The organism is Arthrobacter sp. MP_M4 (assembly GCF_035984855.1).
GTDB lineage: Bacteria > Actinomycetota > Actinomycetes > Actinomycetales > Micrococcaceae > Arthrobacter.
Genome location: NZ_JAXCHX010000003.1, coordinates 20,870 through 34,211 on the forward strand (window position 1 = coordinate 20,870; position 13,342 = coordinate 34,211).

General features: G+C 67.6%; 13 protein-coding genes. 6 read left to right on the forward strand and 7 right to left on the reverse strand.

Annotation, left to right across the window (positions count from 1 at the left end; translation table 11 throughout):
- Positions 1–20 precede the first annotated feature (20 nt).
- Together RCH15_RS04675 and RCH15_RS04680 are read left to right on the forward strand one after the other, a co-directional pair.
- Positions 21–2,033, forward strand: a complete 2,013-nt coding sequence (locus RCH15_RS04675; protein ID WP_326958558.1) for an acyl-CoA dehydrogenase family protein — start codon at positions 21–23, stop codon at positions 2,031–2,033.
- A 163-nt stretch (positions 2,034–2,196) separates the two neighbouring features.
- Positions 2,197–3,051 (forward strand): YrzE family protein, encoded by an 855-nt coding sequence (locus tag RCH15_RS04680; RefSeq protein WP_326958560.1) that lies wholly within the window; start codon positions 2,197–2,199, stop codon positions 3,049–3,051.
- Here the strand turns inward: RCH15_RS04680 and RCH15_RS04685 are convergent.
- Complete coding sequence (locus RCH15_RS04685; protein ID WP_326958562.1) at positions 3,048–3,479, reverse strand: YchJ family protein; 432 nt, start codon at positions 3,477–3,479, stop codon at positions 3,048–3,050. The two genes, RCH15_RS04680 and RCH15_RS04685, sit on opposite strands and share 4 nt — an antisense overlap.
- A gap of 220 nt (positions 3,480–3,699) precedes the next feature.
- On the opposite strand from RCH15_RS04685, the gene RCH15_RS04690 reads away from it, so the two are divergent.
- The 4 genes from RCH15_RS04690 to RCH15_RS04705 all read left to right on the forward strand — a co-directional run bounded on the left by RCH15_RS04690 (position 3,700) and on the right by RCH15_RS04705 (position 7,554).
- Entirely contained in the window at positions 3,700–4,407 is a 708-nt protein-coding gene (locus RCH15_RS04690) for a hypothetical protein (RefSeq protein WP_326958564.1), read from the forward strand.
- Positions 4,408–4,447: 40 nt separating this feature from the next.
- Positions 4,448–5,452, forward strand: coding sequence for an aldo/keto reductase family protein (locus RCH15_RS04695; RefSeq protein ID WP_326958566.1), 1,005 nt, complete (start codon positions 4,448–4,450; stop codon positions 5,450–5,452).
- Between the two features lie 4 nt (positions 5,453–5,456).
- The gene (locus RCH15_RS04700; RefSeq protein WP_326958568.1) at positions 5,457–6,311 is read left to right on the forward strand and encodes an SDR family oxidoreductase; all 855 of its coding nucleotides are present in this window, start codon (positions 5,457–5,459) and stop codon (positions 6,309–6,311) included.
- A gap of 112 nt (positions 6,312–6,423) precedes the next feature.
- Complete coding sequence (locus RCH15_RS04705) at positions 6,424–7,554, forward strand: sulfite oxidase (RefSeq protein WP_326958571.1); 1,131 nt, start codon at positions 6,424–6,426, stop codon at positions 7,552–7,554.
- 23 nt (positions 7,555–7,577) lie between these two features.
- Here the strand turns inward: RCH15_RS04705 and RCH15_RS04710 are convergent, their stop codons facing one another.
- The 6 genes from RCH15_RS04710 to RCH15_RS04735 form a co-directional block, all read right to left on the reverse strand.
- Entirely contained in the window at positions 7,578–8,357 is a 780-nt protein-coding gene (locus tag RCH15_RS04710; protein ID WP_326958573.1) for an SDR family NAD(P)-dependent oxidoreductase, read from the reverse strand.
- An 82-nt stretch (positions 8,358–8,439) separates the two neighbouring features.
- Positions 8,440–9,240 carry an anti-sigma factor domain-containing protein gene (locus RCH15_RS04715; protein ID WP_326958575.1) on the reverse strand — a complete coding sequence of 267 codons (801 nt, stop codon included), beginning with the start codon at positions 9,238–9,240 and terminating at the stop codon, positions 8,440–8,442.
- Positions 9,227–9,853, reverse strand: a complete 627-nt coding sequence (locus RCH15_RS04720; protein WP_326958577.1) for an RNA polymerase sigma factor — start codon at positions 9,851–9,853, stop codon at positions 9,227–9,229. Before RCH15_RS04720 ends, RCH15_RS04715 begins: the two co-directional genes overlap by 14 nt.
- On the reverse strand, positions 9,853–10,272 hold the full coding sequence (locus tag RCH15_RS04725; protein WP_326958579.1) for a class F sortase: 420 nt from the start codon (positions 10,270–10,272) through the stop codon (positions 9,853–9,855). Before RCH15_RS04725 ends, RCH15_RS04720 begins: the two co-directional genes overlap by 1 nt.
- A 425-nt stretch (positions 10,273–10,697) precedes the next feature.
- The gene (locus RCH15_RS04730) at positions 10,698–11,534 is read right to left on the reverse strand and encodes a DUF4397 domain-containing protein (protein ID WP_326958581.1); all 837 of its coding nucleotides are present in this window, start codon (positions 11,532–11,534) and stop codon (positions 10,698–10,700) included.
- Positions 11,535–11,669: 135 nt separating this feature from the next.
- Positions 11,670–13,328, reverse strand: a complete 1,659-nt coding sequence (locus RCH15_RS04735; protein ID WP_326958583.1) for a DUF4389 domain-containing protein — start codon at positions 13,326–13,328, stop codon at positions 11,670–11,672.
- Positions 13,329–13,342 lie beyond the last annotated feature (14 nt).

Here is a 13,342-nt window from a genome sequence, read left to right on the forward strand (position 1 = left end):
CCGGTTAGAGGAGATGCCCGATGAGCTCCGCCGTTGAGAACCCAGCCACTGGCACTGCAGCCGACAGCCCTGCCGCGGATGTCCCCATCCCGACCGAGGCGATCGGCCCGGACGCCACCGCGGCCGATGCACGGGCCATCACCGAGGCCGCCCGGGACACCAGCTGGGACCGGCCCAGTTTTGCCAAGGGCCTGTACCTGGGCTCCTTTGACCTCAGCCTGATCCACCCCTGGCCGGAGGCCCCTGCGGACGACGTCGAACGCGGGGAGGAATTCATGGCCCGCCTCACCGACTACTGCCGAACTATGTCCGGGCGCACCATTGAGCGCGACGCACAAATTCCGGACGAATACCTCAAGGGCCTCGCCGAGCTGGGTGTTTTCGGCATGAAGATCCCCCGGGATTACGGCGGCCTCGGCCTCTCACTCGTGTACTACGGACGCGCGCTGGGGCTGCTGGGTTCGGTCCACCCCAGCCTCGGCGCCTTACTCTCGGCACACCAGTCCATTGGCGTACCGGAGCCGGTCAAAGTGTTCGGCACTCCGGAACAGAAACAGGAATACCTGCCGCGCTGCGCGGCCGGGGCCATTACCGCGTTCCTGCTGACAGAGCCCGACGTCGGCTCCGACCCTGCCCGGATGGGCAGCACCGCCGTCCCCTCCGAAGACGGGAAATCCTACCTCCTGGACGGAGTTAAGCTCTGGACCACCAACGGCGTGATCGCCGAGCTCGTGGTGGTCATGGCGGTGGTTCCCTCCCGCACAGGCGATGACGGCACCGTGCACAAGGGCGGAATCAGCGCCTTCGTCGTCGAGATGGACTCCCCCGGCATCACGGTGGAAAACCGCAATGCGTTCATGGGCCTGCGCGGCATCGAGAACGGTGTCACCCGGTTCCACCAGGTCCGGGTGCCTGCCGCCAACCGCCTGGGCCGCGAGGGCCAGGGCCTGAAGATTGCCCTCAGCACGCTCAACACCGGCCGGCTCGCGCTTCCTGCGCTCTGCGTCGCCTCGGGTCGGTGGAGCCTGAAGATCGCCCGTGAGTGGTCCAATGCCCGCACCCAGTGGGGCCGCCCGGTGGGCGAACATGAAGCCGTGGGCAAGAAGATCGCTTTCATAGCGGCCAGTTCTTTCGCACTCGACGCCGTCTTCGAGTTGTCCGCCGAGATGGCCGATGCCGGCCAAAAGGACGTCCGGATCGAGGCCGCTCTGGCCAAGCTGTGGTCCACCGAGATCAGCTGCCGGATCGCCGATGAATTGGTCCAGATCCGCGGCGGCCGCGGCTTTGAGACGGCGGACTCGCTTCAGGCACGGGGTGAGCGTGCAGTGCCGGCTGAGCAGCAGCTCCGTGACCTGCGCATCAACCGTATTTTCGAGGGATCCTCGGAGATCATGAAACTGCTGATCGCCCGCGAGGCCGTGGACGCGCACCTTGCAGCGGCCGGGGACCTCGCCTCCGCGGACGCCAGCCTGTCCGAGAAGGCCAGGGCTGCGGTCGGAGCGTCCGGTTTCTACGCAAAATGGCTGCCCCGGCTGGTGGCCGGGGCCGGCATGGACCCGCGGTCCTACACCGAATTTGGCCGGCTCGCGAAGCAGCTGCGCTTCGTGGAGCGGTCCTCCCGGCGGCTGGCGCGGCAGACGTTCTATGGCATGGGCCGGTGGCAGGCGAAGCTTGAGCACAAGCAGGCGTTCCTGGGCCGGATCGTGGATATCGGGGCCGAGCTGTTTGCCATGGCCGCGTCCTGTTCCCGGGCGGAAATGCTGTTGCGGACCGCCCCGGAGAAAGGCGCTTCCGCCTACGAACTTGCCGAGGCGTTTTGCGAACAGGCCCGGGTGCGGGTTGATGAGTATTTTGATCAGCTCTGGAGGAACACCGACGACAGCGACCTGGTTGTCTCCCGAAAGGTCCTGGCCGGGAACCATGAATGGCTGGAGGCAGGTGTGCTGGATCAGTCCGAGGGCACCGGTCCGTGGATAGCCGACGCCGGCCCGCGCGCGTCGGTCAAGCCGAATCTGCACCGGAAATACCGTTGAGCGGGCGCGTCGGCGCCAGACAACCCGGCGGAGGGAAATAGTAAGCATCCTTGCTACCTTGTACCGCCCGTGCTTAGCTGGACACGATTCGAACGCCGGCCCGCGCCGTGCGGCAACCGGCCCACCAACGGCCCCGCAATTTCAGTGAAAGTGAGCAGTCCTCATGAGCAGCCCAGTAGGCCCCGAAGATCGCGATCCTCGACGCGTCCGGAACGAGGAAGCAGGCGCCAGCCCGGACGCCCGGGTCCACGACGCCCGCCAGGATGCAGACCGCCGCGAGGACACCCGCACCACTGAAACCCGTGTCATCCCCGCCGGAGCCGGGACCACCGCACCCACCCGCGCTCAGGATGTGGTCCGCACCGGGCCGGTGACCGCCGTGCGCCACGAAGAGCCGGTGCGCCAGGAGCAGCCAGCTTATGAGACCGTCCCCGAGGTACCTACCCGCGAAAGCGTCGTGGCCCGCGAGAAGGAGCAGTTCGGTGGCATCAAGGTTGGCTCCGCATTCTTCGGCTGGCTCGCTGCCACCGGCATGGCCGTGTTGCTGACCGCGCTGGTTGCAGCCGCCGGCACCGCCGTCGGGCTTGCCACGAATACGGACGTCAATGCGGCCGTCACCTCCGGCAATGAGACTGTGGGGCTCGTCGGCATTATCGTGCTGCTGGTGATCCTCTTCGTGTCCTATTACTGCGGCGGCTACGTCGCGGGCCGGATGGCGCGCTTCAATGGCACCAAGCAAGGCTTCATGGTGTGGGTCTGGGCGCTCATCGTCGCGGTGATCGTTGCCATTCTCGGCGTGGTGGCCGGCCAGAAGTACAACGTCCTGGCGCAGCTTAACAGCTTCCCGCGCATTCCGGTCAATGAGGGTGAATTGACCACCACCAGTATCCTTGCCGCGGTGGTGGTGGCTGCGGTGGCCCTTGTCGGCGCCGTCCTCGGCGGAACGGCGGGCATGCACTTCCACCGCAAGGTGGACCGCGCCGGGTTCACCCCGGCGGACAGGACCGGGGAACGCTAAGAGACGGCATCAAGGTAATACCAGCGGCGGTCAACCCGCCGGAAGCGGCTCGTCTCGTGGTGGACGCCGCGTTCGCCGCCGTGCCGGTAATGGGCCTTGAACTCGACGGTCCCCTCCGTATCGAATGGTCCGCCGCCCGAGGTGGAGATGATGTCCAGCCGACGCCAGGTGGTATCAGGTTCCAAGTCCACCGCGCCCGGCCGTGAGTCCGGATGCCAGGTCCGCAAGAGGTAGCCGGCGTCGAGCACCACGAAGGCGCTGTACCGGGAGCGCATCAGCCCCTCGGCTGTTGAAGCGTGCCCTTCACCGCTGTGGTACCGGCCACAGCACTCGGCGTACTGTTCACCGGAAAGGCAGGGGCAGTTGCCAAGGAACGGGACCGGGCCGGGACCGGGGGTCCCCGGGCTGTTGGCTGCTGGGGGTGTCACAGGGTCCTCTCCGGAGGCCGGGGGCGCCGGCGGGGCTGCTACCGACTATAAACCACCGTCCAGCGGCACCACAGGGCGGCCGGTGTAACAGCTTCGACACGACTTGGCCGGGAAGCCGAATACCTGCGTCTCCGGGGGAAAAAGTCCGTATGGTTAGGGGTGCCGCGACCCGCCGTGCCAGGCGGGCGCGTCGCGTTGAAGGCCAGTGAGGAGAGGTGAAATGGGAGATCCGACAACCATCGCCCTGAACCTGACATTCTTTGGCACCTTGGCAGTGGCGCTCGTCATGTTCTTCGGCCTGTTCCTGGTCTTCGTGGCCACCTTGGTGATCGCGGGCCTCGGCCGGCTGTGCGCAGTGACCGTCATGGGCCTGGGGCGCGCGCTGTTCAGGACTGGCCGCAAGACCGCCGGAACTTCGCAACGGAACACCACCGTCCGGTTTGCCGGCACCACCGGGAATCGCCCGCCGGCCAAAGGGCCCAAGGCTGCCCCACCGGCCAAGCCGGCGAGGCCTGCCAAGGCCGCCAAGAACGAAGCCACCCTTTCGCCCGGCTGGGCCGCCGCCGTTGCGCGGGCTGACGGCCGTGCCGCCGCCCGCGCCAAGGCGGAAGCAGCGCCCGCGGTCAGGGTCTCTGTGCGCGAACTGCCGGACCCGGCCGCTCCGGCGCGCGACCTCACCGCCGTCGCACCGCTGGTGGAATCGGCCACCGACCCGAACGGCCGGCCCGGCACCGGGCCGGCCGCCTTCAAGAAGGCGCCGGTGCCCGCTGTGAACTCCCTGCTGGACACGGGTTCGCTGGTATCCCGCCCCGGCCGGTTCCCGCTGCCCCGGAAATCCCAGGGTGCGCCCGCGGCCGAAGCTGCAGGCCAGCAGGCCAACCACCGGCCCAAGCCCGCGGCCCATGCCCAGGAACGCAAAGCCGGCTGAGGCCTTACCCCCGGCAGCCAAGTCGGCTACGGTGAAACCCATGGAATTCAGATACCTCGGGAACAGCGGCTTCAAAATATCGGAAATCACCTTCGGCAACTGGCTCACACACGGGTCGCAGGTGGAGAACCAGGTTGCCACCCAGTGCGTTCGAGCCGCGCTGGACGCCGGCATCAGCACCTTCGACACCGCCGATGTGTACGCCAATACGGCGGCGGAGACCGTGCTGGGTGGGGCCCTCCGGGAGGAGCGGCGCGAATCGGTGGAGATCTTCACAAAGGTCTTCGGCCCCACCGGCCCCAAGGGCCACAACGATCTCGGGTTGTCCCGCAAGCACATCATGGAGGCCATCAACGGGTCCCTGACCCGCCTGCAGACCGACTACGTGGATCTGTACCAGGCCCACCGCTATGACTACGAAACCCCGCTGGAAGAGACCATGCAGGCCTTCGCGGACATCGTGCGGCAGGGCAAGGCCCTCTACATCGGCGTGAGCGAATGGACCGCCAACCAGATCCGCGACGGCCACGCCCTCGCCAAGGACCTCGGCTTCCAGCTGATCTCCAACCAGCCGCAGTACTCCATGCTGTGGCGGGTTATCGAGGCCGAGGTTGTTCCAACATCAGAGGAGCTCGGCTTGTCGCAGATCGTCTGGTCCCCCATGGCGCAGGGTGTGCTGAGCGGGAAATACCACCCCGGCAAACCGGCCCCGGAGGGCAGCCGCGCCACGGACGCCAAGGGCGGATCCAAGATGATCGAGCGCTGGATGTCCGACGAGGTCCTCACCGGTGTGCAGCAGCTCAAGCCAATTGCGGACGAGGCCGGGCTGACCATGGCCCAGCTGAGCATCGCCTGGGTCCTGCAGAACAAGAATGTTGCCTCCGCCATTATGGGCGCCTCCCGGCCTGAGCAGATCGAGAAAAACGTCGCGGCAGCCGGCGTCAAGCTGGACACCGGGATCATGGACAAAATCGACGCCGCAATCGGAGCCCTGGCCGAACGCGACCCGGCACAGACCAAGTCTCCCGCCTCCCGGGAGGCCTAGGTCCGTGGCCGGCGCGCCCACGCTCGCCGTCACCGGTTCCACCGGACATCTGGGGGGCCTGGTGGCGCGCCAGTTGGCCGACGCCGGCAGCCGGCAACGGCTGCTCGTGCGCGACCCCGGCCGGGCACCGGAATTGCAAGGAGCCGTGCCCGGCATCTTCACCTACGCTGACCGGATACTCTCGGAATCAGCCCTCACGGGAGTGCAGACGCTGTTCATGGTGTCCGCTGCGGAGGCTGAGGACCGGCTGCAACAGCACCGCACCTTCGTGGACGCGGCGGCAGCAGTTGGCGTGCAGCACATCGTTTACACCTCGTTCTTCGGTGCCGCCCCCGACTGCACCTTCACCCTGGGCCGGGACCACTTCGCCACAGAGGAGCACATCAGGGCCTCCGGGATGGAGTTCACCTTCCTCCGGGACAACTTCTACCTGGATTTCCTGCCTCTGCTGGCCGGGGACGACGGCGTTATCCGCGGGCCCGCCGGGCAGGGCGCCATGGCGGCTGTGGCCCGGGCGGACATTGCCCGGTCCGCCGTGGCCGTGCTCCGGGACCCCGCCCTGCATGTTGGCCGCACCTACAGCCTCACAGGTCCTGAGGATATCTCCCTGGCCACGGCCGCGGACCTCCTCACCGCCAAGACCGGCCGCACCATCACATTCCAGAACGAGACGCTGGAGGAGGCTTACGCTTCAAGGGCCCCGTTCGAGGTTCCCCGGTGGCAGGTGGACGCCTGGGTGAGCACTTACACTGCGATCGCCGCCGGGGAACTGGCCGGGCCGACGCCGGCGGTCCACGAACTCACCGGCCGCGAGCCGCTCAGCCTGACGCAGTTGCTGGACGATTCGCACAAGATTTAGCGGGCGGTTGCCGGGCCGGCCCGGTCTTGACGGCTTCCGGGGTGCGGCGTAGACCTGACTACAGGTGACACCGGTCCAAAACCGGGCTGGTCCGGACCAGAATCGCAGTGCCATGCCAAGACAGCCCTCCCCCCACTCGTCCATCCTGAAAACCGCGCGCTCCGGCCGGAAACCCGGGGAACACGCCGGTGAACCCAGCTACGGACCGCTGACAGGCGAGGAACTCCAGCTCGCGGCGCGGAATCATTCGCTGCCGCTGGAGGCGTTGCGGGAAGACCTGACGCCGCCGGGCCTGCATTACGCGCTCACGCACTTCGATATCCCGTTCCTCGAGGCCGAGCGCTGGCACCTGCAGATCAGCGGGGCCGTGCAGCGGTCCCTGGAGTTGAACCTCAAAGCACTCCGCCGGGCGCCGCGGGTCAGTATCCCTGTGACCCTCGAATGCGCCGGCAACGGCCGCTCGCTGCTGCGGCCCCGGCCGCTGAGCCAGCCCTGGCTCCTCGAAGCCGTGGGCACCGCCGTCTGGGCCGGAGTTCCACTCGCTTACCTGTTGACCCAGGCCGGGGTGCAGGACGGTGCCGTGGAAGTCCTTTTCACCGGTGCCGACACGGGGATCCAGGGCGGGGTGCGGCAGCAGTTCGCCCGGAGCCTGCCGATCGCCGAGGCGCTGCGGCCTGACATCGTGCTGGCCTACCGGATGAACGGAACCGACCTGTCCCCGCAGCACGGCTACCCGGTGCGCCTGGTGGTGCCCGGCTGGTACGGCATGGCCAGCGTCAAGTGGCTCTCCACGATCAAGGTCCTGACTGCACCGTACGAGGGTTTCCAGCAGGCGGTCGCCTACCGTTACCAGCAAAACGCGGACGACGCTGGCGTCCCCGTCACCTGGATGAAAGTGCGCTCGCTCATGATCCCGCCGGGCATCCCGGACTTCTTTACGCGGCACCGGGTGCTGCCTCCCGGCCCGGTGATGCTGGCCGGGAAGGCGTGGTCAGGCGGAGGTGCGGTCCAGCAGGTCGAGGTGGGCATCGACGGCACATGGAGCCCGGCACAGCTCGAACGCCCGGCAGCCCCCTTCGCCTGGTGCGCCTGGTCCCTGCCCTGGATAGCTGATCCTGGCGAACACGAGCTGGCCTGCCGCGCCACGGACGCCAGTGGTGCCACCCAGCCGCTGGAACAGGTCTGGAACTATCAGGGCATGGGCAACAACGCCGTCCAACGGATCAAGGTCACGGTCCAGTAGGGGACCGGCCGCCTCTGCCGTCGCTAATAGTCCACGATCGCGCCGGCAGAAATGTTGACCGTGGCGTCGGTGATGGCACCGGCCTTGTCCGAGGCGGCGAAGCAGGCCACGTTTCCGACGTCGGCCAGCGTTGCGGTGCGGTTCAGGTGCGCGGACCTGGCGATCTCCTCGACGATCTCTTCCCGGCCCTCCGCCTGCCAGGGAATCGTCTCAACAATCCCGCCGGAGACCATGGTCACCACGCGGATTCCATGTCTGCCGAGTTCCAGCGCCCATTGCCGGCGCAGCCCTTCCATCGCGTCCAAGGCCACTTTGAAGCCCCCGAGACCAGGCAGCGTCTGGGGTCCGGAGCCGCCGAACATCAGCACCACTCCGGAGCGTTGCTTGATCATGTGGGTCGCCGCCGCCCGGGTGGTGAGGAAATGGGTGCGGCTGGCCAGGGTGACTGGCTGGATGAAGTCATTGACGTCGATCTCCATCAGCGGCTGTTGGACGTCGCCGAAGGAAATGGCGTTAAAGGAGATGTCTATCCGTTTGCTTTTCCGGGCCGCACGGCCCACGAAAGCGTCCACCTGTTCCTCGTCCAGGGCATCCACGACGGCGGTGTCCGCCTGTCCGCCGGCTTCCAGGATGTCCCGCGCTACTTTTTCCAACGCAGGCTCCGTGCGTCCGGCGAGGTGCACAACGGCGCCCTCTGCCGCGAAAGCCCGGGCCACGGCGCCGCCAATGGAACCTCCCGCGCCGTAAACCAATGCGGTCTTGCCCTCCAGCAAACCGCTACCCGGCACCTCGTTGTTCCGCATGATCGCCTGCCTCCCGGCTGGAGTGGTAAATTCCCTCCACTATGTTCTCGCCGGACACTGCTGGCAAGAGGGGCGGGCACGATCAGGAAGCGAGAGTTCCGCGGACGATGCTCACGCTCGAGTGCGCGGGATCGCCGTCAACCGGTTCATCGGATACGTCCACGATCGGGTAATCACCCAGATTCAAGCCCGCCGGCACCGAAAAAATGCCGGAGTCCGAGGTCATCACGCCCAGGCTCACGAGCCGTGACAGGTCCGGCGCGATCAGCCAGACCTCCTGGTACCCTCGGGCCTCGTTCTTGTCGACGTGGATCTCCAGGGTGCGCTGACCGTCCTTGGACTCAACCACCCGGGCCGAGCCGGTGGCTGAATGCTGGTCCACGGGCGCGAGTAGTGCCCGGGCCAGCGGGGTCACGGCCGGTTGGTTCTGTTGCACGGACCAGAAGACGCCGGCGGCCAGCAGCGCTGTGGCGGCAGCCGCCGCCAGCCATACCCCGGGGCGGCGGAGCCAGCCGCGGCCGCCGTCGACGTCCCGCAGCCCGCCGCGGCCCGTTAGACGGAGCGGCTCGGCGGCACCGGACGGTGGGGCAGGGCCGTCCGGTGACGGTGACGACGGCCCGGCTCCCGCCGTCGGGGTTCCCAGCGGATCGGCGGCCACGGCGCTGGACAGCCCCAGGGCACCATGGATTCCAGCCCACACCTGCGGCCCCGGCGCTTTCAGCGCCGCGGAGTCCGGGCCGGGCCGCACCGCCACGACAGCGCGGCGAAGTCCCGCGTAGTCCCCGGCGCATGTGGCGCAAGAACGGAGGTGGTGTGTGGCGTCATCTCCGAGCTCTTCCCCGAGGGCCAGCAGGCTCAGGGACTCCGGATCAAGATGTTGCACGTTCTACCTCCAATCGGCTTCTGAGCTGGGACAAACTGCGGCGGATGTGGCTTTTGACCGTACCAAGCGGCAGGTCCAGTTTCTGTGAGATCTGCGAATGCGTCAGGTCCTCGTAAAAGGCGAGCTTGAGGATGGATCCCTGCGGCTCACCCAGCCTTTCCAACTCACCGTCCAGCAGCAGCCGGTCCGCCAGCAGCTCCGCGGCCGCGTGCCCGGCGCCTTCGTCGGGAATCGGTGAGAGCTCGACGGCGGCCAGCACCTTCCGGGTTTCCCTCGTGGAGGATGCCTGGGCGTCGTTAATCACATTCCTGGTGATGCCCACGATCCAGGCCGGGAGCCTCGCCTTCGTCGGGTCGAACGCCGACCGCGAGCGCCACACCCGAATAAAGACGTCCTGGGTGACGTCGTCAGCAGCAGCGTTGTTCCGCAGTGAGCGGAGCGCCAAGGCATGCACCATGGGAGAAAACTGACGGTACGCCTCGACCAGCACGGTCTCGTCGCCGGCAGCAAACGCGTCGTTCAGCCCCGCATCCCACACGGAAGAGCTCTCGAAAGGTGCCAAGCCTGGCTCCTTTCCGCTGCTGATGGCGACGACAAGCGCAGCGTCCCGCATCAAGCCGGTACCGCCGTGACAATCACATTGTCGCCGTAGTCCTGTTGTTCGTCCAGCCATCGGCCGCCGCAGGTTACGAGCTTGAGCTGGGGAGGTCCGTCGCGCCGGAAGACGGACGCACCGTCAAACGCGTCCTTGGCCATGAGCTCCACTCCGGTCACCCGGTAGGTCAGGGCCGGGGCTCCCACCCGCTGCACCTGGACGAGGGTGCCCGGGACAACTGTCTTGAGTTGGGAGAAGGGAGCATTCTCCGAGGTCGTGTCAACGTGCGCCGCCAGGACGGCGGTCCCGGCGGCGGCTCCGGGAGCCGGCCCGAAGCGGTACCACCCGGCCTCATCAAAGGGTTCGGGGATCTCCATGGCACCGTCCGGGCTCACGCCTACCTGCACCACCGGCAGGTTGATGGTGGTCCCGTCCACGCTGAGGAAACTTGGGGCCGGATCCGGGGCCGGCTGGCTCAGCGGGCTTGCGGGCCGGACCGGGACAGCTGGTTTGGGAACGGCTGCAGGTGTGGGAGGCGCCGCGGGCAGGGCCTGTGGTCCAGCTGCGGCCGGGCGACTGGCGCCCGGGCCGGCCGCCCGGAGTTCACTTCCCTCCGCGGCCACTGGCGTCTGAACGGTCCCCGCGGCAGCGCAGCCACCGAGCAGCAGCACCGCGCCAACGGCAGCAGCTGCCAGGCGTGCGGGGAGTCGCCGCCGTCGTGCTGCCGTCCTCCGGTCACGAGCCGGCGGCCGGACGGTGGCTTCCGCCGTCGCGGTGGGTTTCATGTCCGTCCTTCCTGGGGAGGAGCAGCGGCCGGCCGCCCGGAGGGGGAGCCGGGCGGCCGGAAACCGGTTGCGGGGTGCTAGCTGTTGCGGCGGACGGCCGGCTGCCTGCGGGCAAAAACGACCCCGCCGGCGAGCAACAGGAGCGCCGCGGCGCCGACGCCTACCGTCGTGGCCGTCTGACCGGCTGAGGCGGTCCCGGCGTCAGACGCGCCTGCGCGTGCCCCGGGAACGCCTCCCGGTGCAGAGTGCAGACCGTCAATGGTTTGTACCGCCAATTGCAGGTTCTTATCCGCGAGGCTGCCCCAGGCGTACACCACCGTGTGGGTGCCTTCTGTGACTGTCACATCTGCCGGTCCAATCACCGGGGCCGTCGTGCCGGCTGCCGCCACGGCAGCGGACAGGGTGCCGGGATCCAGCGTCAGCGTTTCCTCCTTGGGGTTGGCGAGGCCGGAAATCACCGGAGACCCGCCGGCCAGAATGTCCACGGCCGGGGCCGCTGCCGTGTGGCGGACCGTGAGCTTGCCCTTTCCGGCATCGATCTGCGAAACGTCGTTGGTAAAGAAGTTGGCCGTCGGCTTGCCCTCGGCGTCAAGGTTGGCCACGGCGGTGTAGTTACCGCTGGCGGCAAGAGTGACCTTGACGGGGCCGATCACAGGGGCTGATGCGTCCGCCGCATCAGCGGCGGTGATGGCCAGGTCATAGTCGCCGGCCGGCAGGGCCAGCGGCCCGGCAAGGGTGCCCGGCGCGAAATCGTCAAGGGTGCGTTCACCGTTGACCCACACGTCAACAGTCAGTCCCGGCACGCCGTGGAGAACGGAAAGCTGGGCGTCGGACTCGGCCGCCTGGGCAGGGCCGGCAAGGGTAAGAGCTGCCGCGATCGCCACGGCTCCTGCAGTGAAAAGGCTGGTACGCATGTACATCTCCTTCAACGGCCCGACCAGCGGGCGATTTTTGCTTACACCCCTACTACCGGCGGGGTGGGGCGTTTGGATGCACATGCATGGAAAAATTTATGGGGGCGTTGGCGGGCCCCATAACCGCGGCGGGTTCTAGGTGCGCGGCGCAGCGTCCGGTCCGGGTGGCGGGGCCGGGCTGGCGGCGGAAGCAGTTCCGGCCGGGGGCGCGGTGGCGGCAAGTCCGGCGGTGTCACCCGGATCCTGCGGGCCCATGTCCAGATGGAATGGCGGGTATTCATCGCGCATCAGGGAAACGTAGGTCATCACGCGATAGATCCACCGGTTCAGCCCCATCAGGAAGTCGAAGAGCCCCCTCGTATAGACGCCGGTGAACAGCAGGATTAATCCGGCGATCAGGACCAGGAGCCCGAACAACGAGAAACCCGCCCCTCCCTGTACCCACTGGCCGTCGCGGTAGACCCAGGCCTGGGTGGTGCCGGTCAGCAGCGAGATGATCAGCAGGTGCGGTATGGCCAGAAGCCAGGATTTCACCAGTACCAGGCCGCGGGAGAGCTTCTCGGGGTACTCGACGTCGAAGTCTGCCGGATAATCGGTGCGTGCCAGGGTGAACGGCGGATACATGTCCGTGCCAAGAGCCCCGTAGGAGTAAAACGATACGCGCCAACTCCAGCGGAGGACGCCGACGTTGAAGTTGAACAGGGAGCGCGGGTACCGGCCGGTGAAGAGAATCGCAAACCACGCCACGATCACGACAACCGCGAAGGCAAACCACAGGAAGAACAGGACGATGAAGTGTGGGATGGCCAGGAGCCACTTAACCAGCCACAACCAGCGGGACAGGTTGGGATCCAGATAACCGCTGAGCCGGGCCGGATAGACGACGCCGGCAGCATGGGGAGAGACCGATACTGCACCCGGGCCGGGGCCGGCCGCGTAAAGCTGCGGGGCTGCTGCCGCAGGCAGGGCTTGTGGGTAGCCCGGCTGGGCCGGGGCTCCGGGCAGGGCTTGCGGGTAGCCCGGCTGGGCCGGGGCTCCGGGCAGGGGCCCGGGATGGCCTGGCGCGGCTTGCGGATCTCCAGGCTGGGGCTGCCGCTGGCCGGGCCGGGGCGGTCCGTTGCTGTCGCGGCCCAGCCCGATGGCGCCGAGCACGATCAGGGGAACGCCAATGAGCAGCAACACGATCCCGCCGGTCAGCAGCCCGACGAAAACAGGCCAGAGCAGATCCGAGCGTGCTCCGGCTTTCATGTCCACGGTCACGGGGGCACTGCCGTCGGCATTCATGATCACCACGGCCCAGTTGCCGGACCGCAGGTCCCATTCCAGCTGCTGTTCCCCCGCGCCTGTGGCGGATGCGGCCCAGAAGCTTTGGTCAGCCGGCCTGGTCGGAATTTGGGCTCCGGCCACATCCCGGTACAGCGCCCGGAAAGGGTTGAAGCGCACGGCGGTGATCTCCGAATGACTGACGCCGTCCAGATAGGCAGCGACGTCGCTCTGCGGGCCCACTCCAATGAAGATTTCCTTGCCGGCATCCGCGGAGCCGCTCAGCATGAGACTTCCCACGACGCCCACCGGAACGGTGTCCGGCACGCCGTTCTCGGTCATGATGTCCAAGCGGGGCGAGGTGAGGGCGTAGGAGTTCGTGACGTAGCGTTCCGCCGGGGTGGTGAAGTACCCGCCGTCGCGCTGCAGGTAGTTGGCGAAACCCGCCGCGCCGGCACCGGCGAGCAGTGCCAGTCCGAGGAGGGCGCTGATCGTGCCCAGTACCAGCATAACTATCCGGCCTGCGCGCATGGCCGCCGTCCTTT

Coding starts and splice junctions, on each gene's coding strand:
- RCH15_RS04675 (WP_326958558.1), top strand. CDS start 21: ATGAGCTCCGCCGTTGAGAACCCAGCCACTGGCACTGCAGCCGACAGC.
- RCH15_RS04680 (WP_326958560.1), top strand. CDS start 2,197: ATGAGCAGCCCAGTAGGCCCCGAAGATCGCGATCCTCGACGCGTCCGG.
- RCH15_RS04690 (WP_326958564.1), top strand. CDS start 3,700: ATGGGAGATCCGACAACCATCGCCCTGAACCTGACATTCTTTGGCACC.
- RCH15_RS04695 (WP_326958566.1), top strand. CDS start 4,448: ATGGAATTCAGATACCTCGGGAACAGCGGCTTCAAAATATCGGAAATC.
- RCH15_RS04705 (WP_326958571.1), top strand. CDS start 6,424: ATGCCAAGACAGCCCTCCCCCCACTCGTCCATCCTGAAAACCGCGCGC.
- RCH15_RS04710 (WP_326958573.1), bottom strand. CDS start 8,357: ATGCGGAACAACGAGGTGCCGGGTAGCGGTTTGCTGGAGGGCAAGACC.
- RCH15_RS04720 (WP_326958577.1), bottom strand. CDS start 9,853: ATGCGGGACGCTGCGCTTGTCGTCGCCATCAGCAGCGGAAAGGAGCCA.
- RCH15_RS04730 (WP_326958581.1), bottom strand. CDS start 11,534: ATGCGTACCAGCCTTTTCACTGCAGGAGCCGTGGCGATCGCGGCAGCT.
- RCH15_RS04735 (WP_326958583.1), bottom strand. CDS start 13,328: ATGCGCGCAGGCCGGATAGTTATGCTGGTACTGGGCACGATCAGCGCC.